The sequence below is a fragment of the Agriterribacter sp. genome (genome assembly GCF_035445465.1).
GTDB lineage: Bacteria > Bacteroidota > Bacteroidia > Chitinophagales > Chitinophagaceae > Agriterribacter.
This window is the reverse complement of the sequence record NZ_DAOMQT010000003.1, coordinates 69,478-96,045: the sequence shown is the minus strand read 5'-3', so window position 1 is coordinate 96,045 and position 26,568 is coordinate 69,478. Positions and strand designations below refer to the sequence as shown.

Genomic DNA, 26,568 nt, shown 5'->3' with positions numbered 1-26,568 from the left:
TTCAAATTATAAATTGAGATTATGTTACTAACTACAAAAGAAATATTCAGCAAATGCTACGGGCAGTACGCCGTGCCTGCGGTGAATGTTTTTTTTATGGAAGAGATACATGGGCTGTTTGCAGCGGCACGGGAAGCCAAAGCGCCGTTTATTGTGCAAACCACGCCCTTCGCCCGTGACTATGCGAACGCACACATGTTGCTGGCAATGATACAGGCGGCAGCGAAAATATATCCCGGAACGGTATACGCCGTTCACCTCGATCATGGATATGAAGCACATATATGGGATGCCATTGAAAGCGGAGGGTATACTTCGGTAATGATTGACGCTTCGCACGATGACATGGAAAAGAATATCAGCCGCACAAAAGCCGTTGTAGAAAAAGCCCATGCCAAAAATATAAGTGTGGAAGCCGAACTGGGTGTGCTGGCAGGCGTGGAAGATGATCTTACCGTGGAAGCGGCTCATTCATTCTATACCAATCCAAAGGATGTAGAATTTTTTGTAAACGAAACCGGCTGCGACAGCCTCGCCATTGCAGTAGGTACCAGTCATGGCGCTTATAAATTTTCCGGCGGACAGGGCTTACAATTACAAATACTCAAAGAAATACAGGAACGCCTGCCCGGCTTTCCACTGGTATTGCATGGAGGATCCAATGTAAACGAAGAAGTGGTGCAAAGAATTAACGAAGCAGGCGGGAAATTAAAAACAGGCGCCAAAGGTGTTCAGGAAGATGAGCTGAAAAAAGCGATAGCGCTTGGTATTTGCAAAGTGAATATCGCTACAGACACACGCCTGTTATGGACAATGGTAAACCGCGAATTTTTTCACGACCGCCCGGATGAATTTGCGCCAACAACACCGGGCAAAATATTTATGGAAACGTACAAAGCATTTATGCTGAGGAAATTTGAATTGATGGGGGCAGCGGGAAAGGCGGGGGAATTTGAGATTTGAGATTTAAAATTTAAAATTCATAAAATCGTTATGAAAAAAAGATTAACTGTTGCGCAGGCAACCATTGCCTTCTTAAAAAACCAGTACACGGAACGCGATGGCATTGAGCAACCTTATTTTGCAGGATGCTTCGGCATATTCGGTCATGGCAACGTTGCCGGACTGGGGCAGGCGCTGCAGGAAAACCCTGACTTCAGGTATTACCAGTGCCGAAATGAGCAATCCATGGTGCATACCGCTGTTGCTTATGCGAAAGTAAAAAACAGGCTAAGCGCTTTTGCCTGTACTACCTCTATTGGCCCGGGCGCTACCAATATGTTAACCGGGGCTGCATTGGCAACCATCAACCGCATCCCGGTATTATTATTGCCCGGTGATATTTTTGCCACCCGTGAACCCGCGCCTGTGCTGCAGCAATTAGAAAGCGCTGTTACACAGGATATTTCAGTGAACGATTGTTTTAAACCGGTTTCCAAATACTGGGACAGGATCAACCGTCCTGAACAATTGATCTATGCATTACCTGAAGTGATGCGGGTGCTTACTTCTCCGTCTGAAACCGGAGCTGTTACCCTTTCCATGCCGCAGGATGTGCAAACGCATGCCTATGATTTTCCCGCTTCGCTTTTTGAGAAAAGAGTATGGCATATCCCCCGCTCGCGGCCGGATAGCAGCCTGCTTAAAAAAGCCGCCGGGTGGATCAGCAAAGCCAAGCAACCCGTTATTGTTGCCGGTGGCGGAACCATATACAGCGGGGCAAGCGAAGCATTGCACCGGTTTGCCGCACAAACCGGCATACCCGTGGGTGAAACCTTTGCAGGCAAAGGCTCGGTGATGTACGATGCGCCATACTGCATTGGCGGACTGGGTGCTACCGGCACCAAATATGCCATTGAAATTGCGAATGAAGCAGATGTGGTAATTGGCATTGGTACGCGATACAGCGATTTCACCACCGCTTCCAAATCCATTTTTAAAAACTCCGATGTTAAATTCGTCAACATCAATATAAGCGAATTTGACGCCCATAAGCATAATGCCCTCCCGCTAACCGGCGATGCAAAAGTTACACTGGAAGAATTGCTTTCAACACTTGGAGATTACAAGGTAGATGGCAACTACCGGCAAAGAGTAGCCGGAATGAATAAGGCCTGGGATGATGAGGTAACGCAGATTTACGCAGAAGGTAACGGAACCGTTCCTCCTATTGACCAGGCGGTAGTGATTGGAACGCTCAACAGCTTTATGAACAGGGAAGATATTATGATCAATGCTTCCGGCAGCGCCCCCGGCGACCTGCATAAATTATGGAGAGCAACCGATCCTAAAAATTTCCACCTAGAATATGGCTACTCCACCATGGGCTATGAAATTGCGGCGGGGCTGGGCGCAAAGATGGCGGCGCCGGAACGCGAAGTATATGTTATTTGCGGTGATGGCGGCTACCTGATGAACAACCACGAGATCATTACCTCCATACAGGAAGGCGTACGTTTTACTATCTTATTACTCAATAATAACGGATATGCCAGCATTGGCGGCTTATCGGAAAGTATAGGCAGCGAAAGGTTCGGTACCAGGTACAGGTACAGGGAGGATCAGTCGGGACAGCTAAGTGGTGAAATACTACCTGTAGATCTTGCCAAAAACGCGGAAAGCCTGGGTGCAGTAGTGATAAAGGCTACGGACGCAGCTTCACTGCAAGCCGCGTTGGCATCTGCAAAGCAACAGCAACGCACAACCGTAATTTATATAGAAACGCATTTGCACCGTACCGTAAAAGGATACAATGCCTGGTGGGAAGTGCCCGTTGCGGAAGTATCGACTTCGCCTTCTGTACAAAAGGCCTATGAAACCTATAAAGAAAATAAAAAACAACAACGTATATTCTGATCATATGAATTTCGAAAACATACAGTTGGGCATAGCCCCTATTAACTGGACGAACGACGATATGCCCGAGCTGGGCGCTGAAAATACATTTGAGCAATGCATCAGTGAAATGGCCCTGGCGGGCTTTACCGGCTGCGAAGTAGGTAATAAATTTCCGCGTGATATTACCATCTTAAAAAAAGCGCTTAGCTTAAGAGGCTTGCAAATTTGTAACCAGTGGAACAGTTATGAGCTAACGACTAAGTCGCTGGAGGAGAACAAAAAAAGCTTTACGCAATTACTTGATTTCTTAGAAACGATGGGCGCCAAAGTAATTGGTGGCGGGGAAACCGGCAATAGCTGCCAGGGGAAAAAAGAAGTGCCCGTGCTGGAAGGGAAGGGCATGCTGAACAGCAACGAAGAATGGAAGAACTTTACTTATGGTTTAAACGAATTGGGCAAAATAGCCCGCGACCGGGGCATTAAATTAGCCTTTCATCATCACATGGGCACCTGCATACAAACGCGTGAGGAAACGGAAAGGATGCTGAATGAAACCGATCCGGAAAATGTTTACCTGAATTACGACTGTGGTCATTTTTATTTTGCGGGGGAAGATCCTGTTGCCTGTCTTGAACAGTTTATATCCCGTACCGCACATATACATTTGAAAGATATCCGCCCGAATGTTTTACAGCAGGTAAAAGATAACCGGATGAGCTTTTTAGATGCCGTGAAAGACGGTGTATTTACCGTGCCCGGCGATGAGGAAGGCTGCATTGATTTTCCGGCATTGGCTGCTGTTATTAAAAAAAGCGATTACAAAGGCTGGATGGTAGTGGAAGCCGAGCAGGATCCGGCCAAAGCTAACCCGTTAGAGTATGCGCTGATAGCAAGACAGTATATAAGAAAGGTAACAGGATTGTAAAAGATATTTCAATACAAGCATTTTTTTAACCTCTGTACATATTAGCTATGTATTAGCTATGCGTGGCGTCCCTCGCCACGCATTTATTTATTATCGCTTCCGGCGATCGGTAAAATTGTATTACCGGGACACAGTCCCGGAAGAACATAACAGTTACGAAGTCTGAGACTTCGTACAGCGGGGAAAAAAGTTTTCAGGAAAAAAATAAATTACAAACAGCGGCAAGTGAAGAAAAAAGGATAAAGCTTATTATCTTTAAGCTATTGCATTTTACTTCTAATACTTCTTATATGAGCCAGCACAACTTTAACCGCCGCCAGTTTATCCGCGGGGCTTCCGCTGCCCTTGCCCTCGCTTCTCTTCGCGTTAATGGAATGAATTTGTATGCTCCACCCGCTACAAGGCGCGTGGCCCTGATCGGCACCGGGTGGTATGGCAAGAGCGACCTGTTCCGGCTGATACAGGTTGCGCCGGTAGAAGTGGTAGGATTGTGCGACCCGGATAAACATCAATTGGAGAAAGCTGCGGAGATGGTAAGCCAGCGGCAATCTAATCATAAAAAGCCGGCTACGTATGGCGATTACCGTAAGCTGCTGGCAGAACAAAAACCCGATATCGTACTGGTTGGCTCACCCGACCACTGGCACGCCCTGCAAGCCATAGACGCTATAAAAGCAGGCGCACACGTATATGTACAAAAGCCCATCAGCGTTGATGTGATGGAAGGCGAGGCAATGGTGGCCGCGGCACGAAAACACAACCGCGTGGTACAGGTAGGCACCCAGCGCAAAAGCACACCGCATCTTATTGACGCGAAGAAAAATATAGTAGATGCCGGCCTGCTGGGAAAAATATCGCACGTAGAAATGTGCTGCTATTATCACATGCGCAATAACGGCAACCCGCCCGTGCAGCCGGTACCTGATTTTTTTGACTACGAAATGTGGACAGGCCCCGCTCCTATGCGCCCTTACGATGGGTTACCGCATGTACGCTGGTGGCGCACTTTCATGGAATACGGTAACGGTATTATGGGCGATATGTGTATTCACATGTTCGACACCGTTAGGTGGATGCTGCAATTAGGCTGGCCTATCCGCATCAGTTCCACAGGCGGCATTTACGTTGACAAAACCGGTAAAAGCAATATAGCCGATACGCAGTCTGCCATTTTTGAATATAACGAGCTTAACTGCATATGGCAGCACCGGAGCTGGGGTACGCCTGCCGATCCGGAATATCCCTGGTCGTTTAAGCTGTACGGCGAAAAAGGAACCCTGTGCGCCAGCACCATGCAATATGATTTTATTCCACAGGGCAAAGGCGAAAAAATCCATAAGGATGTGGTATACGAAAAGGAAAAATATCCGGAAGATCTTACGGAACCCGATATTGAATTAAACGCGGCGCCGGCTACCCGTTTGCACATGCTGGATTTTCTGAAAGCTATTGACAACAAAACCAGGCCCGTAGCGGATATTGAAGAAGGCCACATCTCTACGGCAAGCTGTATTATTGCTAACCTTTCCATGAAGCTGGGACGTCCCTTAGTTTATGATCCTGTAAAAAAGCTGATCGTGGGCGATGCGGAAGCTACAAAATTGTTACAACGGCCTTACCGGCAGCCGTGGATACATCCCGCCATATGACCTCCGGCACAAATCCTATGGCAGCCGGGCTTGTATATTTTATGGGAGAAATGGCCAGGTAAAGCATCCGGGGGTTTCACATCGCAATGCGATGGCGTGGTAAGTATTAAAATTGCTTCGCCAGGTCTGTTTCCATTCTTTCCTTTTTAACTACATGATAGGTCGTTTCGTCTTCCGTATAGCTATACGCATCTACCGAAGTGGTAATGATCTTCATTGCATTATCAAAGCCTCTTATCGTACCGCCCTGGGGTAAAGTCATGGATGTTCTTTCTTCCCCGTTAATATCGGGTATTGCCATAAGCGTTCCTGCCGGGAAATAAATGGAATCCTTTCCTATAAGCTGAAAGGACTGCTGAGCGGCATAAGGCGTATCCATATAGCTCGTAAACGGGGCTTCCACGCTGTCCTCGTCATTATCATCGCCAATATAAAATGAAAAGTATGACTTTGTTATTACGTCAAAGCGCAGGTCACTGCCCACCATACTGTTGCCAGTGATGGTAACTGTACCATTATTGTTGTAGGTAACATAATCCGCGGTGATTTTATTTCTATACGTTATATCATCAATGATATAGGTAGTAACGGATTCCGTTGAAACCGTATTAGACATAAATATCCATTCGCCCGTAATAATAAATGGAGGAGCAACCTTATCATCTGTTCCCTTTTTGCATGAAAAGAAAAAAAGAAATAGCAGGAAAGCATAACGCATAAAAAAGCAGGAAGCACCAGATCGCATAGCGTACAGTTTTTTGTTCATTGCCCCGGAATACTGATTGTGTATACTTGTTCTTCCTCTCAGAGGGAATTCATGCGGTTGTTATCCTAACCAAAAAAGTTATAGTCAAAAACCAGGCCATGTCTTAAAAAAACAAAGCTGGTTAATACTATTCAACTGCAAAAATGAAGGGTTGTTCATTAAATGTACAACATTCCGGCTATCGGGCTATTGCTATATGCGTATATACCCGCACATTTTATCATAAGCTAATAAAAAATACTGCTGCCGGCACAATTTATCAGGAACAATTGCAAATATACAGCAGGGAGATCAGAAATGCGGAAATGGAACAGGAAGTATACGCCAATCTATTCTATGGCTATTGTATACAGCAGGAAATGCTGAAGCGGAAGGAAATCGCCTTGATAATATAAACGGAACCCATTGGCGGACATTTCTTTGCTGAGTTGTACAACAGTAGTTTTATGCAAAGGTTTAATACGGATCGCAGGATCTTCGCCACGATACTCTACCAGTAAAATCTTTCCATCTTTTTTTAATGCTTTCTTTATGGATTGCAGCATTTCATACGGATATTCCAGTTCGTGGTATACATCCACCATAATAGCCAAATCAACAGAATGATCGGGCAGGTTAGGCGACATGTGGCTACCTTTTATGATGGTTACATTACGGTTATGCAAGGCCGCTTTTCGCTTTTCAAGCGCAGCGATCATTTCGTCCTGGATCTCTACTGCGTATACTTTACCCTGCGGCAGCTTTTCACTTAGCTTAAAACTGTAATACCCCGTACCGGCGCCTATGTCGGCAACAATATCTGATGAAGACAGCTTCATTTTTTCAATAGCAAGCGCCGTATTTTCTTCCTGTTGCCGCTCATCCCTATCAAGCCAGGCAGCGCCCGCGGCGCCCATTACCTGTGCTATTTCCCTGCCGAAGTAATATTTTCCTGTACCATCCGCAGAAGTATCGCCATAAGTGTATATGGTATCACTTACTAATTTTTGTGCTGTGCGTTTTTGCTGCGCCCGGCAGCCTTCTATACAAAAGAAACCATAACCGGCTAATAACAACCAAACAAATTTCATACAACGGGAATTGAAGGATAAAGTTCCGCATTGTAAAGAAAAGAGAAAGTTTTTTTAATCACTCTTAGTGTGATGTACATCACAACTGCCGCCAAAACAGGTCCCCGAAGCGCACCCAAACCTAAAAACAGCCATTGACGTGAAATAGTTGCCCAATGCTATACCAAGCCATTGCCTGCTAATGGCAGCCTGTATAATTATAATCACCCCCGTAATAAGATAAATCCAGCGCATCCGGTTCCAGCCTGTTAATACGCGTTGTTTCATTTTCATCTGATCTTATTTTGTAAAGTCATCCATCCCCCGCCATTATACACTTTAGTAAAACCATTGGCAGCTAACATATTTTTGGCCGATGCGCTTCGCATGCCGGAAGCGCAGCAGGTAATAATGATGCTATCCTTTTTTATTTTACTTAAATGATTGCCCAACTCGCTTAAGGGAATATTAACCGAGTGTTTTATATGTCCTCCAAGGAATTCACCTTTGCTTCTTACATCAATAATTTCCGCTCCGGCGGCTACCAATGCCGCCCAGTCAACTGCGGGACCAAAGCCTAACATGCTTTTAATTGCCGATATCATTGTGATTTATTTTAAATGAATGGAGATTGTTAAATATCTCTACCTTATTGAACCATACTTCCCAGGTAACGGGCATCGCCTTCTTTAACATGGCGCTAACCCCGCATATATCTTCCTGCGAGCGGTTTATGACACGCAATACATCAGACTCAATCGCACTGTCGCCTTCCGCTTCATACACAACATGGATATTGTTGTACTGCATAGGCGCCGATTTGGTGAGCTCGCCGCTTACCGTTACATTAAAGTTGCCGAGCGTTTTTCCTTCCTTTCTTAACAATGCCACCACATCCATGCCCGTACAGCCTGAAAGCGCAGTGAGCACTAAGGGTTTGGGAATAGTGCCGAGGTCTTCACCGCCCGCACGTTCAGGAGCATCCATAACAATTACGTGGTCATTAACAAGGGAATTGAACTGCATTTTTCCCATCCATTGGGTATTTACCTCGTGTTTCATTGTGTCAGATTTGTTACAATGCAAAAATGGCACAATGGAATGGGATGGTTGGTTACATTTGTTACAATGCGTTGAGCAGCTTTACCTGGTTACGGTAAAGCAGCACCTTTTTATCATTCTCTAATTTTTTAAGCAGCCGGGAGATCACTACGCGGGAAGTGGCCAGCTCGGTGGCTATCTGCTCGTGCGAAAGCTTAATAAGCGTGGAGCCCGTGGCGCCTGATTTTTCTTTGAGATAGTTCACAAGGCGTTCATCTAATTTCTGGAAAGCAATCTGGTCAATAGTTTTGAGCATATCATTAAAACGGCTGCGAATGGTTTTCATTACAAAGCTTTTCCAGGTGGGGTACTTTGTCAGCCATTCATCCATTATTTGTACAGGTACCACCAGCATGTCCGTATCATCTTCTGCCACTGCTTTTATTTCGCTGGGGAAATGCTCCATGCAGCAGGTAAAGGTCATGGCACAACTTTCACCGGGATTTATATAATACAGCAAAATTTCCCTGCCTTCATTATCCGTACGCGAAATCCGTAAGGAGCCCGATAAGATGATTGGCATTACTCTTACGATCTGGCCAACATCTAAAATAGCCTCCCCGGCTTGAATGGTTTTCATTTCCGTTTTGCTTTCCATTTCTTTAAGCAAAGCAGGTTCAAAAATATCTTTAAAATGTGCAGGCAACATCATTTTTCAAATGTAACGGTATTCACAAAACATTAAAAATTGTTTACAGCAGGGGCATATTTACCTCGGGTAAGATAAAAAATGGCTAATTTTCAGGCCGATCCTCTTTTTACAGGTGAAAATGATACTGATGAGAAAAAAGGCATAAATGCGGAATTGCACATGAGCCATACCATACCACCATTAAGAACGGTTAACGTTACCCGTTATGTTACCCCCCTAAGGGAAGGCGGGTCGTTACCTGCTATTGCCGAAGCGGATGACGGTTTTTTATATGTATTGAAGTTTCGCGGGGCAGGACAAGGCATTAAAGCGCTTATAGCAGAACTGCTGGGCGGTGAAATTGCCCGCGCGCTGGGATTAAAAGTACCCGAAATTGTTTTTGCATATGTGGATGAAGCTTTTGGCCGCACAGAGCCCGATGAAGAGATCCAGGATCTGCTGAAATTCAGCGAAGGGCTTAACCTTGGGCTTCATTACCTTTCGGGAGCGATTGCTTTTGATCCGGCCGTTACCATAATTGACGCAAAGCTGGCTTCGCAAATTGTTTGGTTAGACAGCCTGATCACGAATGTAGACCGCACTTCCCGCAATACCAATATGCTGATGTGGAATAAAACATTATGGCTTATTGACCACGGCGCTTCATTTTACTTCCATCACTCATGGGATAATTGGGAAGAACACGCAACCCGGCCGTTTACACAGGTTAAAGATCATGTATTGCTGCCTTGGGCAGGCGAGCTGGAATCCGTAAATGAAGCTTTCCGCTCTCTGCTAACTCCTGAGCGTATCCGCTATATCGTTTCTATGATACCGGATAACTGGCTGACAGCAGCAGCTCCACCCGGAACCGCTGATGAAAAAAGAAAAGTATACATTCAATTTTTAACAACACGTATTGCCCATTCAGCAATTTTTGTAAAAGAAGCGCAGCATGCAAGAGAAGCATTTATTTGAATACGCCGTTATTCGCATTGTGCCCAGGGTGGAACGTGAAGAATTCCTGAATGTTGGGGTTATTATGTATGCTTCCAAACCAAAGTTCTTACAGGTTATGTTTGAATTGAACGAGGAGCGGCTGCGTACATTTGCTGACATGCCTGATATAAACGATATAAGGGCGCATCTTCATTCTTTTGAAAGAATTTGTATAGGCGCACCCGACGGCGGCCCTATTGCCCGGTTAGACATGGCTTCCCGCTTTCGCTGGCTTACGGCAACCAGGAGCACGATTGTGCAAACTTCTAAAGTGCACCCGGGCTTTTGCACAGATCCCAAAGAAACGCTGGAAAAACTATTTAAGCAATTGGTGCTGTAATTTCCTTTACTTCTTACCTCTCACATGTGCAGTCAGCTTTCAGCCGTCAGCTATGAGGTGATTACTATAACGACAGGCAGAGTACTCGATTTGAAATTTTATTTTTGATTTTTTTTTTGGTTCTTGTCTTTTGTGATTTGGTTCTTTACCACTTACCACTCTACTACCACCCCATTGTCCTGCAGCTTTTTTACACTCTCCTCTCCAAACTGCGTTTGCCAGAGGTTGATCTTTTGCAAAGCCGCCATTTGCTGGAACACGGCTACACTTCTATTGGTAATATCGTTTTGCCCTAAATTTAATGAAACCAGTTGCTGCAATGCTTTCAGTGGCTCCACAGCCTCATCCGTTAGCGTATTTTTTTGTAATTCCAATTTATTGAGATTGGGAAGAGCGGCTATCATTTTTATTTCCTCACCGGTAAGCGCACAATTGCTTACATCAAGAAGATAGACCTGTTCTTTTACGGATAAGAGCAACTGTAACGCCGCTTTTTTCTGCTCCGGGCTGCTTTGCCGCATCATTACAAAAGAAATGTCGAGCAGGTTGCTTTGTGCTGTTAACGTGCGAACGACTAATTTCATTTCTTTTAGATGCTTCACCACATTGGGATCGGCGGGAGCAACTTCGGGTAAAACAATTTCCTTATCATTTTCTTCATCAAAGCCAAGATAAAAGGCCAACAAATATTTTGTCTTTTCGTCTAATTTGCTTTCGGCAATGTTGTTCGTAAAATCCGCCCCGGACGCTACCCACCATTTCAACAATCCTGCTTCCACAGTAGTAAGCGGCGGCTGGTTACCGGCAGGCATAAATTTAGTGTTACCCGGATCTAAGCTAACCCTGTATACCAGCTCACTTTTGTCAATATCGCCCGGAACAAGCGTATTGCCGCTTTTGCCTCCTTTCATTATTGCTTCCGGCGAATTAAGCACCAGGTCGCCCTGCTGTTTTCCGGGGTTATGACAACTCACACATTTAGCGCTAAGGATGGGCTGAATGATATGGGCAAAAACCTTTACGGAGTCTAACTGAGCGGGAAGCTGCTGCGGTTGCGCACGGGGTGTTCCGGGAAAAACAGACCGGAGAAAAGCAGGCATATGCGCTGTCAGGTACCCTTCACCATGCGTCATGGTTCCGCCAAAATGCCCACCCACCATGATCAATAATACACACAAACACAGCAGCCATGCGCTAAGCCTGGCTTTCAAAAAAAGAATGTCCGCTTTTTTATTTCTCCTGATCCACCATGCACAAAAGCCAATGACTGCAGTGGCAATGCCTGTCCATTTATGCCAGAATAAGGTATTGGCGTTATAACCACCGCCGGCAGAAAGAAAATAACCGGATACCGCCGCCAGCGCGGCGCCCAGCGACCCGGTCAAAAGCGCTATGCTGATGGCAGATTGCAGCGTTTTGCTTTTTTTATACAGGGCAATGCCACTCAGCAGCGCAGCAAATAACAGAATACCAATAGGAATATGAACGATCAGGGGATGGAAGCTTCCAAAAAACAATGACCAGTCTGTATGCATCTCTCAAATAATATTTACTATACCCGCTCTAATTTAACAGGATATGTTTTTTCTGCATTCCACTGGCAGATATATATATTCTTATCTGCATCCACGCAAACATCATGTCCGTGATAAAAAATATTGCCGTCTGCAAACAGGGGTTGTAACACACCGTTCTTATATTCGGGCGGTGTTCCGCCGGGATTGGAAACTACTTTGTTGTTTTTATCTAATATGGTAACAAAGCCCGATCTGCCGCCGTCCATTTTGCCGGTATCCCTGAAATTAGACCAGCATACACCGGCATAAATATTTTCGCCATCTAACACCGGGCGGCATACATAGGCGCCGGGCAATTTAACCGTTTCAAGATAGCGGCCATCCAGCGTAAAAAACTTAAAAGCATTGTCGTTACGCGAAGTACAGATCAGTTTTGGTGATGCCGGATTGCGTAAATCAACCGCCACGCCATGGGCGTTGTTCAGGTTATGTTCTGCACTGCTGTTATGATGCCCCCCGAAATGGCGGATATACCTTCCGCTGTGATCATACTGGATAATATAATCCGATCCGTATCCATCTGCTACATAAAAATCGCCGTTGGGTGCAACCGCCACTTCCGTGGGTTTAAATGGTTCATCCTGTTTATATACGCCAATGGTAGAGGGGTGCCCTAATGCAAACAGCAATTTGCCATCTATGGTGGTTTTAAATACGCTGCCCGACTGCGACTGCCATTTATTATCCTTTCCCAAAAAATACCCGCAATCGGTAATAAAAAGAAAGTCTTCCTCTCCTTCGGCAGATAAAGTAAGCCCATGCCCTCCGGGATAGCGCGTTCCCCAGGTATCAAGCAGCTTGCCCGATCGGTCGTAAATGATAATATTGTTCTTTACCTCATCAGTGATCATCACCAGGCGCCCTTTGGAATCATTTACCATTTCGTGGCAATCCAGCACCGGTGTTTTTGCAGGATCAAGGTTACCCCAGGTTTTATTTACACGGTACCTGAAATTTCCGTGACCGATAATACCATCATTTGCAGGGCTGGCTTTGCCTGTAATACTAAACCCGGCAATAGCGCCCCCGCCAACAAGCGCAGCTTTTTTAATAAATTGTCTCCGGGGATAGTCGTTACGCGCTGTCATATTTGATAGAATTAGTGGTTTAAGTTGTGAAAATATCTTATGAGCAAAAAAGAAACAAATAAATACAGCTCATACTAACAGGCTTATGCAATAATTCCTTTTACGATTCTGCCTTCCACATCCGTAAGCCTGTATCTTCTCCCTTCCGCTTCGTAGGTAAGCTTTTCATGGTCTACCCCCATTAAATACAGCAAGGTAGCCTGAAAATCGTGCACATGCACCGGGTTCTTTACAATGTTATACCCGAAGTCGTCTGTTTCGCCATAGGTTAAGCCCGGCTGCACGCCACCGCCTGCCATCCACATGGTAAAGCAGCGCGGGTGATGATCACGCCCGTAATCATCTTTGGTAAGCTTTCCCTGCGAGTAATTCGTTCGTCCAAATTCGCCGCCCCATACCACTAAGGTATCATCCAGCAAACCCCTTTGCTTCAGATCTTTTACCAACGCTGCCGATGCCTGGTCGGTAGCCTTACACTGCTGGGTAAGCGCAGAAGGGAGGTTGCCGTGGTTATCCCAGCCCTGGTGATAGAGCTGAACAAATTTTACATTCTTTTCTAATAATCTTCTTGCCAGTAAACAATTGGCAGCGTAGGTGCCCGGAATACGCGCATCGGAACCGTACAGGTCAAACACCCAATCGGGCTCATCACGCATATCGGTTATTTCGGGTATGGAAGCCTGCATACGGAAAGCCATTTCATACTGGGCTACCCGGTTGCCTATACCGGGATCACCAAAGCTTTCCAGCTGCGATTGATTTAAAGCGTTCAGCGCATCCAGCATTTCACGGCGGTCTGCCGCCTCATATCCTTTGGGGTTGTTGAGATATAATACAGGATCTGCCCCGGAACGGAACTGCACGCCCTGGTACTTGGAAGGAAGAAAACCATTGCCCCAAAGCCGGGCATACAAAGGCTGATCCTTAGGCGCGTTGTTTGACACGAGCACGATAAAGGCCGGAAGGTTATCATTATCCGATCCCAGGCCATAATGCACCCATGATCCCATACTGGGGCGGCCCGCCAACTGGTTGCCGGTTTGCATAAAGGTTAAAGCCGGGTCGTGATTGATCTGCTCCGTATACATGGATTTAATAAAGCACAGGTCATCTGCTACGGCTCCTGTAAAAGGCATCAGTTCGCTTACCCACGCGCCGCTTTGCCCGCGTTGCGCGAACTGAAAAGAAGAACCCACTAAGGGCAGGGCAGACTGCTGCGCGCTCATACCCGTAAGCCGTTGTCCTTTCCTCACGGAATCAGGCAGATCCTGTCCATGCATTTTCTCAAGCAGGGGCTTATAATCGAAGGTCTCAAATTGCGAGGGGCCACCGCTCTGAAAGAGATATACCACTCTTTTGGTTCTTGCCGGTATATCGGGCATGCCGGTTATACCGTGAGGCCCGGCAATGGTATTCGTTTTATGCGATAAAACGTCCTGCCCCGCTAAAAGCGAACCCAGCGCCACCGATCCCAGTCCAAGGGAAGCCTTTAACAGAAATGACCTCCTGTTAAGATTGCTGGCAATAAGTTGTTCTATTTCCCTGTTCATTATATTTTCGTTTACTGCAAACCGTTATCTTTTGGTTATGAACGCGTCGGAGTTCATAATGGTACTGGCTACTACCGTTGTGGCAGCCAGTGCCTGCAGGTCTTTTCCCTGCTTAATTGTATAGTCGCCCGCCGTTAGCCACCCGCTCATTTTAGCAGGCTGCTTTTTAAATTTTTCATATTGTACGGCATATAAGTTTTCCAGAATATCCTTTTCTTTTGCCGAAGGCATTCGCGCAGTTAAGGCACGGTAACAGTACAGTATCCTGTCTGTAGCAGCGTTACCATTTGCCAGCGCCTTTTCGGCCAATACTTTCGCCGCTTCAACAAACTGCGGATCGTTCAGTAATACCAATGCCTGCAGCGGGGTGCTGGTTTTCTGTCTTTGCACGGTACAACTGCTCCGCATTGGCGCATCAAAAGTGCTCATAGACGGAGGAGGATTGGTACGCCGCCAAAAAGTATACAAACTTCTCCTGTACAATGCGGATCCCGTATCCTGGTGATATACTTCACTGTTTACCGCCCATACACCCTCTGGCTGGTAGGGCTTTACACTGGCGCCGCCAATAGCAGGAGAAAGTAAGCCGCTTGTTGTTAAAGCCGCATCACGCACCATCTCTGCTGTTAACCGGAACGAGGGTCCACGGGCCAATAATATATTTTCCGGGTCTTTCTTTAATAATTCAGGCGAAGTATAGGAAGATTGCCGGTAAGCAGCCGACAAAACAATTAATTTTTGCATCGCCCTTACATCCCAGCCCGATTCGCGAAAACGAATGGCGAGCCAGTCTAATAATTCAGGATGGGATGGCATACCGCCCTGGTTACCGAAATTGTCGGCATTTTTCTGAAGTCCCGTACCAAAATAAGTTTGCCAGTACCGGTTTACCACCACCCTCGCCGTTAAAGGATTTCCAGGATCCATAAGCCATTTCGCCAGCCCGAGCCTGTTCTTTGGAAGATCCTTTCCAAAAGGCAATATGGCCGCGGGCACATCGGGTTGTACTTCTTCCCCATAATTATCATACACCCCTCTTTCTAATATATACGCTTTTCTTTTTTGCTTCATTTCTTCCATCACCATTATTTCAGGTATGTTTTCCATGGCCGCATTTCTTTCTAACCGTGCCTGCTGCAGTTCAGCGGCTTTCCGTTGCCATCCGGGAGAAACATTGGAAAAATAATATTGTGACAGGTCATCGTCAGTAATAGTTTGGGGAGCGGGGTTGCCTGCCTGCAGTTGAACCAATATATTTACTTCAGCGGGGGTAAGCACACGGTCATAAATCACTAATTCATCTACCAGCCCGTTTTTAAAACCGGTTCCCCGCCAGTCGGCCCCCACCTGCAACCCCGGCTGTTCTCCATTGGTAAACATAATATCCTTATACAGGTTATCCTTCTCCGTTATCATGGCCACCTCACTCCCATCCATAAATAATTTTAGCCCTTTTGCTTTGCCCGAACCGTCGTAGGTAAGCGTGAGCTGTATCCATTTGTCTTTTGGCAAAGGCGCTTCACTTACCTTCAGTATATTGTTGTATGGCCAGGTATGCGCCATTAAAATTTCCGCCTTATCATTCTTTATATTTAAAAAATAGCCCCGGAAATTATAGGTGATATCGCCGCTGCCTTTATGAAAAATAACGCCCCTGTTTAAATCCATTGGAATATTCACCCATACGCCTATGGAAAAAGGCTGAAAGCGGTTAAAAATACCTACTTCACCCAGTTTCAGCACATCATCACCATTTGATTTAAAAGCATTGCCAACCCTGCCGGGAACAAGTACCGGCTCGGCTGTTATGCCTTTATCTTTCGCATTTACCTCGTTAATAAAAGCGCCGTTGGTAAGTTTGTCAAATGTAAAGTGCGCCTGTAATCCTTTCTTTGCATGAAAGGGAATAGCATTTCCCGCCTGTGATTTCCATTGTTCAAAATCCGCTTTTTCATTTTGGGTGATGACATCCAATGCTGCTGCTATAGCGTTTTCTTTTTTAGTCAGATAGGCGATGATGGAATCCTGTTTCGTATCGGTTAACAACATGGTAGGAACCGGCATGGCATTGTCCCATGATATTTGTCCTGCTTCATCTATATTATTAAAGAAGCTGTAGAGGCTGAAGAATTCTTTCTGGGATATGGGATCAAATTTATGATCATGGCAGCGCGCGCAGCTTATGGTTAATCCCATCAAAGCCGTTCCCACTGTGCTGGTACGGTCTACCACATATTCGCTCCTGAACTCTTCATCCACAATACCTCCTTCCATGTTTTGAGCATGGTTCCGGTTAAATGCAGTAGCGATCTTTTGTTCGCGGGTAGCATTGGGCAGCAAATCGCCTGCCAGTTGCCAGGTAACAAAGCGGTCGAAGGGCATATTCTCGTTAAACGCTTTGATCACCCAGTCGCGCCATGGCCACATCGGCCGGTAGCGGTCTACCGTATAGCCGTGTGTATCGGCATAACGTGAAACATCGAGCCAGTCCACCGCCATTTTTTCCCCGTAATGAGGCGATTGCAATAAACGCTCCACCACTTTTTCATAGGCATCGGCCGAATGATCGGCCATAAAAGCATCCGTTTCCTGCAGGGTGGGTGGCAGGCCAGTAAGGTCTAATGTTACTCTTCGCAGCAATGTTTCTTTATCAGCCTCCGGTGAAGGCTGTAGTCCGGTGCTTTCCAGCTTTTGCAATACAAAAGCATCTATCTCATTTTTAACCCACTGCTTATTTTTTACTTCCGGGATACCGGATTTCACCGGTGCAATAAAAGCCCAGTGGGGCTTGTATTCCGCTCCCTGCTCAATCCATTTGATCAATACGGCTTTTTCATAGTCGGTTAACACCCTGTTGGATCCTTTTTTGGGCATCATCATTTCCTCATCGGGGGTAGTGATCCGGAAATACAATTCGCTTTTGGCCAACTTGCCGGGCACAATAGCATGTTTGCCGCTTGTTAATACCGCCAAAGCGCCTTCCCTTGTAGAAAGATTCAAGCCTGCTTTTTGGCCTTCATTCTTATCAGGACCATGACATAAAAAGCATTTATCGGAAAGAATAGGCTTCACGTGCAGGTTATAATCAATATGATCAGGCAGTGATTTGTCGAACTGAGCTATGGAAGCCGGTTTGTCAACAGCACCTGTGTTGATAAAGAAGAAAGCGCCAATAGCGAGTAAAGCAATCAGCACTACCATTTTCCCGGGGATTTTTCTTTTCATATAAACAAGCAAAAACTTCTGCTACAAAATATAATTTTCAGGTATGAAACCAGGCGGGTATAAAGATAATCATTAAAAAGGGTTTACCGGCAGCCAGGATCGTATTTTGAGAAACCTGTTTGGCAGGCATGCATTTTTATTTTACATTCACGATATGATGTTGTTCAAATAATCGTCTTGAACCACAGCGGCAGCGTGGCACAGAGGAACAGGGTTTTTAACTGCTTTGTGATAATTGAAAAACCTCCGTGTGACTCCGTGCATTGCGGTGTCCCTGTGTCTCCGTGGTATATCACACCTAACTCATAATATTGTCAATATGAAATCAGCCTTCATCTCTTTTGTTATAATAGTTTGCAGCTATGGCTCGTCATTCGCCCAGGGACCTCCAACCAATTATGATGAATCAGCTATCCCTTCCTATACACTGCCCGACCCATTGCTTTCCCCCAATGGGAAAGCAGTAACTACTGTTAAGGAATGGGAGCGTAAGCAAAGACCCTATATTTTAAAGCTATTTACAGAAAATGTATATGGAAAAATACCGGGCAAGCCTGCGGGCATGCATTTTAAGATCACCGAAACGGATACTGCTGTATTAAACGGGAGAGCGGTGAGGAAGCAGGTTACTATTTATTTTGGAGAAGGAGATGCCGCCCCGTCAATGGATCTGCTCCTGTATTTGCCTAAAGCAAATAAACCGGTGGCCGTATTTGCAGGATTGAATTTCAACGGCAACCATACCATTGCTGCAGATAAGGCGATTAAGCCGGCGAAATATATTAAAAGGAAAGACGGGCAGCTATCCGATAGTGAAGCTATTGAAGCTTCGAGAGGCTCAACAGCCTCCCGCTGGCCGTTGGAAGAAATTATCAGCAGAGGATACGGTGTTGCCACTGCTCACTATTACGACCTTGAGCCAGACGATAAGGATGGCTGGAAACAGGGCATTCGTACTACCATGAAAGATGCTTTACATATAGCAACAGGTGCATGGAGCGCCATTGGCGCCTGGTCGTGGGGACTAAGCAGGATACAGGATTACCTTGAATCGGACGCGGCCGTGGATGCCGGAAGAACCATACTGATCGGCCACTCACGGTTAGGCAAAACCGCACTATGGGCCGGAGCAAACGACCAGCGTTTTTCCATTGTCATCTCCAATAACTCGGGTGAGGGCGGTGCGGCACTTTCCCGCAGGATATTCGGGGAAACCATCCGCAACCTCAACACCAGCTTCCCGCACTGGTTCATTGCACGGTACAAAAGTTATAACGACCATCCCGAAATGCTACCCGTTGACCAGCATATGCTACTATCGCTTATTGCTCCCCGGCCTTTATACGTTGCCAGTGCCGAAGAAGACCAATGGGCCGATCCGAAAGGAGAGTTTCTTTCAGCAAAAAACGCGGAACCGGTTTATGCGCTTTACAAGCTGCAGGGACTAACGGTTAATGAAATGCCCGCCGTAAACACTCCCGTGGGAGAAACAATAAGATACCATATCAGAACCGGTAAGCATGATGTTACTTTATACGACTGGCAGCAATACATAGAGTTTGCGGAATCAAAAAAAGTAGTAAGTGATAAGTAGTAAGTGGTAAGTGGGTGGCGATCTAAAACAAAAATTAATCCTGTATATTTTCAACAGGCAACTAAATAATTTATTTCTTTTAAACCTGTTTTCTCCATTGATTTTCCTTCTAAAAAAATACAGTAATCATTCATGAAATGAGCCATGATAATGCTTGTCACCAACCGTGATGTTTATTGGCGAATTCCATTTGGCAAAAAAATTTAAAAAAAACAAATGAAACAAAAATACGGGCGCCGCAATTTCATTCATACTACTATTGCCGGTGGTATAGGATTAGGCTTATCCAACAGCTTCTCCGCTTTATATGCACAGGGCAAAGCGCCGCAAAAAAGGATTGGTATTATAGGGTTAGATACTTCTCACAGCATCGCTTTTACCAAAGCGCTTAACGCCGCCGGCGCTGCACCCGAACTAAAAGGATACAAGGTAGTGGCGGCCTATCCAAAAGGGAGCAACGATATAGTATCTTCCGCAGAAAGGATCCCGGGATATACAGAAGAAGTGAAAAAGCTGGGGGTGGAGATCGTAAGTTCTATAAAATCACTACTGGCAAAAACAGATTTTATATTGCTTGAAACCAATGACGGCCGGCTCCATCTTCAACAGGCATTAGAAGTGATCAAAGCCGGCAAACCTGTGTTCATTGATAAACCCATCGCAGCTTCTTTAAAAGACGCGATGGCTATTTTTAAAGCAGCGGAACAATACAAAGTATCGGTTTTTTCCTCTTCTTCTTTGCGCTTCATGCAAAGCGCGCAGGAAGTGGCCAAAGGCAAGGTGGGGAAAGTGCTGGGCGCTGATTGCTATAGCCCGTCGCATTTGGAAAAAACACATCCCGACCTCTTCTGGTATGGCATTCACGGTGTGGAAACGCTATATACGGTAATGGGTACGGGTTGTAAACAGGTGGTACGATTGCATACCAATGATACCGATGTGGTAGCCGGCGCCTGGGAAGATGGCCGCATCGGTACATTCCGCGGCACCCGTTCGGGCAAAAGCGGCTATGGCGGAACAGTGTTCGGTGAAAACGCCACAACCGTACTAGGACCCTTCGATGGCTACGATGCTTTGCTGGTGGAGATCATCCATTTTTTTGAAACGGGTATACCACCGGTAAGCAGCAAAGAAACAGTGGAGATCTGCGCCTTTATGGAAGCTGCCGATGAAAGTAAAAACAAAGGAGGCGTTCCTGTAAGTTTGGAGGAGATGATGAAAAGAGCGGGGGGATGATGCAGTTTGTGGTTTGGAGGTTTGCAGTTTGGAGTTTGGAATATCGCTTCGGATTTTAAATTATTACAAAGCAACGTTCTTCTAAAGTAAAAATATGATCATGAAAAATTCAAGAAGAAACTTTATTAAAAAAACGGTAGCGGGAACAACCGCTTTTTCATTAGGCGGTATATTACCCGGCTTCAGCGCAAAAAGTTATGCGAACATTATGGGCGCCAATGAACGCATACGCGTAGGCGTTATGGGCGTTAACAGCCGCGGCCTGGCCGTGAGCAGCAATTTTGCCGTGCAAACCGGATGCGAAGTGGCATATGTTTCTGATGTAGACAGCCGCGCAGCGGATAAATGCATGGCGGCCATTGAAAAGCTGCAGCAGAAACGTCCAAAGCCTGCCCCGGATTTCAGAAAGGCTTTGGAAGATAAAAACATGGACGCCCTGATCGTTACGGCGCCCGATCACTGGCATGCACCCGCCGCCCTGCTGGCCTGCAGGGCCGGGAAACATGTGTATCTTGAAAAGCCCTGCAGCCATAACCCGCGCGAAGGAGAATTATTGGTGGCTGCTCAAAAAAAATACAACAGGGTACTGCAAATGGGCAACCAGCGCCGCTCCTGGCCCAAAGTAATGGAAGCCATCGCTGAACTCCACAGTGGGGTCATCGGCCGTCCTTATTTTGCTAAAACCTGGTATTCCAATAACCGCGCTGCAATTGGTAAGGGAAAAATAGTACCCGTGCCCTCCTGGCTCAATTATGAGCTATGGCAGGGACCGGCGCCGCGGCAGCCCTATAAGGACAATCTTATACACTACAACTGGCACTGGTTCTGGAACTGGGGTACCGGCGAAGCGCTCAATAACGGCACGCATATGGTTGACCTGGCCAGGTGGGGACTTCAGGTAGATTTCCCCGTAAAAGTAAGCTCGGCAGGTGGGCGTTACCGTTATAACGACGACTGGGAAACACCCGACACCCAGGTCATCAACCTGGAATTTGAAAATAACAGCATGATCTCGTGGGAAGGCCGCAGTTGCAACGGTCAGCCGGTAGAAGGCAGTTCCGTTGGCGTGTTATTTTACGGCGAAACGGGCTCCCTGCTGATTGAAGGAGGCAATGCTTATACCATCTTTGATCTGAAGGGTAAGATCATAAAAGAAGTGAAGCATGAAGACCTGATTGATCCGCGTAACCTGTCGAGCCCTGCACAGGAGCTGGATGCGCTTCATATCCGTAATTTTTTTGACGCTATCCGCAATGGCGCTCCCCTGCGCTCGGATATCACTGGCGGGCATCAAAGCACATTGCTTGTACAGTTGGGCAATATCGCCCAACGCACAGAACGTACGCTGCAAACCGATCCAAAGAACGGGCACATTCTAAACGACAATGAAGCGATGCAGCTCTGGAGCAGGGAATATGAGCCGGGCTGGGAACCTGAAGTATAGCTAACACAAGAACTTTCAGGTATTTTCACATCCGATGACAGCAATTTCAGTTTTGGCGTAGATTAGCGCCCTGAAGAAATAGTGCAATTTCAAAAATTAATACGACCAGGAAATATGTATTCGAGGCGCGTATTTATTAAACAGCATTCATTAGCCGGACTTGGCTTGGTAATTGGATCATCTGCATTTTCGGAGCAGCCGGAATATGCGGATGATATACAATTTATCAGTCCGGTTGAGGGCGATACACTACACAAACATGATGGTGTAATGACGGATGCATTCCTGACAACACAGGTGAGGATTACTGCTCACGATAATAGTTTGATTACGATAAATAATATACCTGCTAAAAAAAGCAAAGGCATTTTTACTGCTGAGATAAATCTGGAACATTATAAAAATAGTATCGAAGTAGTAAATAAGAAAACCGGCGTCAAAAAAAACATTACCGTTTATTGGTTTAAAAACCTGGCAGATAAATACAGGCTTTCTATTGATGATGCCATCTGGTTTTTGAAAGACATTCATACCAACACGGCTGCATATAACTCGATATTTGAGAATCCTTTCCTTGAATTTTTGAAACAGGTGCATGATACCCATGGCACCAAAGTGCATATCAATATTTTTTATGAGACGGACGGTTTTAATCTTTCTCAAATGACGGATAAATTCAAAAATGAGTGGAGAGAAAACGCGGGCTGGCTGCAGATGAGTTTTCATGCCAATGCAGAATTCCCGGACGATCCCTATAAATATGCGGGTTATGCACAGGTAAAAAAAGAATGCAGTGCGGTAATAGAACAAATCAGGCGTTTTGCCGGTGATGAACTGGCATCATCCATTACCACGCTGCACTGGGGTGAAGTGCCGGTGGAAGTATCAAGGGCTTTACGGGACTGCGGTTATACCGGGCAATTATGCGATTTTAATGTGGATGATCATCTTTCTCCCTGTTCCTATTACCTGGATGTGGAGCAAAGAAGACACATGAAAAAAAGATTTGTATGGAGAGATAATAAGGAAGACATCACTTTTATCAAAAGCAGTATTATCATCGACACTAAAAAATTGCCGGAGGTTATTCCTTATTTGGATCAATACGAAAAAGAATCGCGTAAGCCGCCTTATGTGGATCTGCTGGTACATGAGCAATATTTTTATGATTACTATCATAACTATCAACCAGACTATCGCACGAAAGTATTAACTGCAGTGAAATGGGCTGTAGATAAGGGATATACGCCGGCATTTTTGAGTGAATGTATATATGAATAAGTGAAAAACGGGTAAAGTTGCTAACCCTAACCAGGAGATTTTTAAATTATTCAGCCGCAGGGTTGACAACTTTATAAAGAAATTTTTAACTCATGTGTAATGCAGAACAATTGAGAAAAGGAAAACACAATAGCTGCGCTGTATATGCGGGTCTTTTCATACAGTCATTGTTTGTTATACTTCTGTTTGCCAATTGCAGTAAAAAAAAGCAGGTTATAACAGATGGACTGCGTGTGCCCGATGGCTATACTATTGAAAAAGTAGCCGGTGCAGATATGCTGTCTTACCCTATGTTTGCAAGCTTCGATAATAGTGGAAGATTGTTTGTTTTTGAATCGAGTGGGAAAACAACTTCTACAGAAGATATATTGGAAAACCCTACTTTTCTTATTCGTGTATTAGAAGATGAAAACGGAGATGGTATTTTCGATAAAAGCAACGTATTTGCAGATAAGATCCCCTATCCCATGGGAGGTGCTTTTTACCAGGGCAGCTTATATGTAGCCGCACCACCCAATTTGATGCGGCTTACAGATACAGATGGCGATGGTGTTGCTGATAAGCGCGATATTATATTAAGTGGCTGGATATTTCATCACAATGGCGCCACGTTAAGCGGACCCTTTATAGGGCCGGATGGCTGGTTTTATATGGCAGATGCAAGACGCGGATTTAATATCAAAACAAAAGAAGGGGATTCCTTAAAAGGGAAAGGGGCAAGAATATGGCGCTGCAGGCCGGATGGAACAGGATTGGAATCTATATCTGGCGGTGGATTTGACAATTCCGTGGAGATAGCGTTTATGCCATCCGGTGAGACATTGGGAACAATGACCTATTTTACCGATCCGCAGGGTGGATTCCGGGATGCGATTATGCATTGGGTAGAAGGCGGCGTTTACCCGAAACCCCAGGAGGTGATTGAAGAAGATCACCTGAAATTAACCGGAGACCTGATGCCGGTAATGACGAAGTTAGCAAGAGTATCACATGCCGGGTTAATGCGCTACAGGGGAAATGTATTTGGCGAAGCCTTTAAAGGAAATTTATTTACCGCGCAGTTTAATACCGGTCGCATCATGCGGCATATCGTCACGCCTGATGACGCTACATTCCGTACAACAGATGAACCCTTTGTACAATCGGATAGTGCAGACACCCATCTCACCGATGTGCTGGAAGATGCTGATGGAAGTTTATTGGTAGTGAACACCGGTGGATGGTTTATCGCAGGGTGTCCATTGTCGGTAGTAGCCAAAACAAATGTATTGGGTGGTATATACCGTATAAGAAAAACGGGTGCACCTGTTGTGCAGGATCCCTGGGGAAAAAAATTAGATTTTAAAAACGCATCGTCACAGGAACTGGTTACTTACATGATGGATGAAAGGCAGGCGGTGAGAGATCAGGCCATTGAACAAATGGTATTAAAAGGAGATACTGCGGCTGACATACTAAAAAAATCTTTCCCTCTTTTTAAAGATGAAGAAATGCGTGCGGCGGCGGTATTCGCACTTTCCCGTATGCAGTCATCGTCTGCACGTGAGGGCGTAAGAAATGCAATGAATGATGAAAGCGCAATGGTGCGTACCGCTGCAGTAAGATCATCGGGGCTGGCAAAAGATAAAGCGGCACTGGATAAATTAATGGAGCTGGTACAAAATGATCAGGCGCCTGTTCGCCGCCAGGCGGCTACAGCGATTGGTCAAATAGGAGATGAAAAAGCTGTTGCCGCGCTATTGCAGGCAGCCGTAAACCCCGATGATCGTTTTGTGGAACATGCGGTTATATATTCACTGATTACTATCGGGAAAGCACAACTGCTTATTGAGGCGTTGAATGACGCTTCCATCCACAAGCGCAGGGCTGCTTTAATAGCGCTCGATCAGATGGATGGCTCGCCATTGCAAAAAGAACAACTGGAGACGTTTCTGAACAGCAAGGATACCCTACTGCGTAACACAGGTATCTGGGTTGCATTACATCATACCAACTGGAGTGATATCGTAGTAAACTTTATCAGCAAACAATTCAGCGCCGCCGATTCGCCGGGAAATATACCGCCTGCATTGAGTGTATTGATGGAAGCCTTTTGCAGAAAAGAAGCGCTACAGCAATTCATGGGTGCTCAATTGGGCAACGCTGCCACGCCGGTGTTTAAAAAAATATTTTTAATGAGCGTGATAGCACGCAGTGATCTGGGCGATATGCCGCAAGCCTGGATAAAATCACTTGGAGATATATTGAAAGGAACCGATGATCAGCTTCGCCTGCAGGTGATGAGTCTTCTTGAATCAAAGCGTATGGAAGCCATGAATGGCGTGTTGAACCAGATTATCCGGGATCCAAAAACACCTGTTGCATTTCAGCTTAAGGCATTCGGCGCAAGATTAAGATCGGATAAAGAACTTTCGGATAAAGAATTTTCGACACTGCAAAAATATTTGGACTCATCGTATGAGGCCCCGGTAAGACAGGCGGCTGTTAGGTTACTGGCACAGGCTGAGCTGAATGACGCGCAATTGGTGATATTGGCAAAAGAACAGATTCCCAAAGCAGATGTTTTTTTGCTGCCCGGCCTTGTACAGGCTTTTAAGGGAAATAGAACGGAAGCAACAGGCAAATCACTTATTGCGGCGCTGAACAGCTCCACTGACCGTTTGGGGAACTTGTCTTTATTGGATTTGCAGGAACTCATCAAAAATTTTCCTTCAGTTGTACAGGTTTCGGCTGAGCCACTTATCAAAACATTAGAGGCACAACAGGCAACAAGGTTGTTGCAATTGCAACATTTAGAAGCCAATCTTAAAAGAGGTGATGTGAGCGAAGGGCGACTACTGTTTTTTGGGAAAGCTACCTGCTTCACCTGTCATGCAGTAACATCAGAAGGTGGAACCTTTGGACCTGATCTTACCAATATCGGCGAAATCAGGTCCAGGCATGATCTGCTGGAAGCCATAGTATATCCCAGCGTGAGTTTTGCCCGTGAACATGAAACCTCGCGTATAATAACCAAAACGGGAACATACACAGGCATCATTACGGAGCAGTTACCCGATGCCGTGATAATAACGACCGGACCCGGAACAAAAATGAGTATAACCCGTGCTGAAATCAGCTCTATTGAACCGCAAAATGTTTCTATGATGCCACCGGGTTTGGATAAAATATTGAATGAGCAGGAGTTGGCAAACCTGCTGGCGTACCTGGTATCCTTGCCGAGTGGATTAGGACAAATAAAAAGTCATTAGAATAGTAAAAATTATTCATAAAAA

At 45.6% G+C, this 26,568-nt stretch carries 21 protein-coding genes; 11 read left to right on the top strand and 10 right to left on the bottom strand.

Annotated elements, in window-relative coordinates:
- Nucleotides 1-21 precede the first annotated feature (21 nt).
- The 4 genes from PLE34_RS02705 to PLE34_RS02690 all read left to right on the top strand — a co-directional run bounded on the left by PLE34_RS02705 (nt 22) and on the right by PLE34_RS02690 (nt 5,412).
- Nucleotides 22-963 (top strand): class II fructose-bisphosphate aldolase, encoded by a 942-nt coding sequence (locus PLE34_RS02705; protein WP_324553961.1) that lies wholly within the window; start codon nt 22-24, stop codon nt 961-963.
- A 30-nt stretch (nt 964-993) separates the two neighbouring features.
- Nucleotides 994-2,856 (top strand): 3D-(3,5/4)-trihydroxycyclohexane-1,2-dione acylhydrolase (decyclizing), encoded by a 1,863-nt coding sequence (gene iolD / locus PLE34_RS02700; protein WP_324553959.1) that lies wholly within the window; start codon nt 994-996, stop codon nt 2,854-2,856.
- Nucleotides 2,857-2,860: 4 nt separating this feature from the next.
- Entirely contained in the window at nt 2,861-3,763 is a 903-nt protein-coding gene (iolE, locus tag PLE34_RS02695) for a myo-inosose-2 dehydratase (RefSeq protein ID WP_324553957.1), read from the top strand.
- A 290-nt stretch (nt 3,764-4,053) separates the two neighbouring features.
- Nucleotides 4,054-5,412, top strand: coding sequence for a Gfo/Idh/MocA family protein (locus tag PLE34_RS02690; protein WP_324553954.1), 1,359 nt, complete (start codon nt 4,054-4,056; stop codon nt 5,410-5,412).
- A 106-nt stretch (nt 5,413-5,518) separates the two neighbouring features.
- On the opposite strand, the gene PLE34_RS02685 is transcribed toward PLE34_RS02690, so the two are convergent.
- From PLE34_RS02685 to PLE34_RS02660, 6 genes are all read right to left on the bottom strand, one after another.
- On the bottom strand, nt 5,519-6,178 hold the full coding sequence (locus PLE34_RS02685; protein ID WP_324553952.1) for a hypothetical protein: 660 nt from the start codon (nt 6,176-6,178) through the stop codon (nt 5,519-5,521).
- Nucleotides 6,179-6,507: 329 nt separating this feature from the next.
- Nucleotides 6,508-7,248 carry a class I SAM-dependent methyltransferase gene (locus tag PLE34_RS02680; RefSeq protein ID WP_324553950.1) on the bottom strand — a complete coding sequence of 247 codons (741 nt, stop codon included), beginning with the start codon at nt 7,246-7,248 and terminating at the stop codon, nt 6,508-6,510.
- A gap of 54 nt (nt 7,249-7,302) precedes the next feature.
- On the bottom strand, nt 7,303-7,515 hold the full coding sequence (locus tag PLE34_RS02675) for a hypothetical protein (RefSeq protein ID WP_324553948.1): 213 nt from the start codon (nt 7,513-7,515) through the stop codon (nt 7,303-7,305).
- A 2-nt stretch (nt 7,516-7,517) separates the two neighbouring features.
- Complete coding sequence (locus PLE34_RS02670) at nt 7,518-7,832, bottom strand: rhodanese-like domain-containing protein (RefSeq protein WP_324553946.1); 315 nt, start codon at nt 7,830-7,832, stop codon at nt 7,518-7,520.
- A complete protein-coding gene (locus PLE34_RS02665) occupies nt 7,816-8,289 on the bottom strand; it encodes an OsmC family protein (RefSeq protein ID WP_324553944.1) in 474 nt (157 codons plus the stop codon). Before PLE34_RS02665 ends, PLE34_RS02670 begins: the two co-directional genes overlap by 17 nt.
- 61 nt (nt 8,290-8,350) lie before the next feature.
- Nucleotides 8,351-8,980: a Crp/Fnr family transcriptional regulator gene (locus tag PLE34_RS02660; protein WP_324553942.1), complete on the bottom strand. Its 630-nt coding sequence runs from the start codon at nt 8,978-8,980 to the stop codon at nt 8,351-8,353.
- 78 nt (nt 8,981-9,058) lie between these two features.
- Here PLE34_RS02660 and PLE34_RS02655 point away from each other — a divergent pair, with 78 nt between their 5' ends.
- A complete protein-coding gene (locus PLE34_RS02655; RefSeq protein ID WP_324553940.1) occupies nt 9,059-9,937 on the top strand; it encodes a HipA family kinase in 879 nt (292 codons plus the stop codon).
- Nucleotides 9,915-10,298, top strand: coding sequence for a DUF3037 domain-containing protein (locus tag PLE34_RS02650; RefSeq protein ID WP_324553938.1), 384 nt, complete (start codon nt 9,915-9,917; stop codon nt 10,296-10,298). Before PLE34_RS02655 ends, PLE34_RS02650 begins: the two co-directional genes overlap by 23 nt.
- Before the next feature lie 152 nt (nt 10,299-10,450).
- Here the strand turns inward: PLE34_RS02650 and PLE34_RS02645 are convergent, their stop codons facing one another.
- The 4 genes from PLE34_RS02645 to PLE34_RS02630 form a co-directional block, all read right to left on the bottom strand.
- Nucleotides 10,451-11,833 carry a c-type cytochrome domain-containing protein gene (locus PLE34_RS02645; protein WP_324553937.1) on the bottom strand — a complete coding sequence of 461 codons (1,383 nt, stop codon included), beginning with the start codon at nt 11,831-11,833 and terminating at the stop codon, nt 10,451-10,453.
- 17 nt (nt 11,834-11,850) lie between these two features.
- On the bottom strand, nt 11,851-12,963 hold the full coding sequence (locus tag PLE34_RS02640) for an NHL repeat-containing protein (RefSeq protein ID WP_324553935.1): 1,113 nt from the start codon (nt 12,961-12,963) through the stop codon (nt 11,851-11,853).
- A gap of 83 nt (nt 12,964-13,046) precedes the next feature.
- Nucleotides 13,047-14,513, bottom strand: coding sequence for a DUF1501 domain-containing protein (locus tag PLE34_RS02635; RefSeq protein WP_324553933.1), 1,467 nt, complete (start codon nt 14,511-14,513; stop codon nt 13,047-13,049).
- Nucleotides 14,514-14,537: 24 nt separating this feature from the next.
- The gene (locus PLE34_RS02630; protein WP_324553931.1) at nt 14,538-17,738 is read right to left on the bottom strand and encodes a DUF1553 domain-containing protein; all 3,201 of its coding nucleotides are present in this window, start codon (nt 17,736-17,738) and stop codon (nt 14,538-14,540) included.
- 319 nt (nt 17,739-18,057) lie between these two features.
- On the opposite strand from PLE34_RS02630, the gene PLE34_RS02625 reads away from it, so the two are divergent.
- From PLE34_RS02625 to PLE34_RS02605, 5 genes are all read left to right on the top strand, one after another.
- Complete coding sequence (locus PLE34_RS02625) at nt 18,058-19,332, top strand: glucuronyl esterase domain-containing protein (RefSeq protein ID WP_324553929.1); 1,275 nt, start codon at nt 18,058-18,060, stop codon at nt 19,330-19,332.
- A 216-nt stretch (nt 19,333-19,548) separates the two neighbouring features.
- Nucleotides 19,549-20,568, top strand: coding sequence for a Gfo/Idh/MocA family protein (locus PLE34_RS02620; RefSeq protein ID WP_324553927.1), 1,020 nt, complete (start codon nt 19,549-19,551; stop codon nt 20,566-20,568).
- 100 nt (nt 20,569-20,668) lie between these two features.
- The gene (locus tag PLE34_RS02615) at nt 20,669-22,012 is read left to right on the top strand and encodes a Gfo/Idh/MocA family protein (protein WP_324553925.1); all 1,344 of its coding nucleotides are present in this window, start codon (nt 20,669-20,671) and stop codon (nt 22,010-22,012) included.
- 114 nt (nt 22,013-22,126) lie between these two features.
- Nucleotides 22,127-23,293: a hypothetical protein gene (locus PLE34_RS02610; RefSeq protein ID WP_324553924.1), complete on the top strand. Its 1,167-nt coding sequence runs from the start codon at nt 22,127-22,129 to the stop codon at nt 23,291-23,293.
- 92 nt (nt 23,294-23,385) lie between these two features.
- A complete protein-coding gene (locus PLE34_RS02605) occupies nt 23,386-26,544 on the top strand; it encodes a PVC-type heme-binding CxxCH protein (RefSeq protein ID WP_324553922.1) in 3,159 nt (1,052 codons plus the stop codon).
- Nucleotides 26,545-26,568 lie beyond the last annotated feature (24 nt).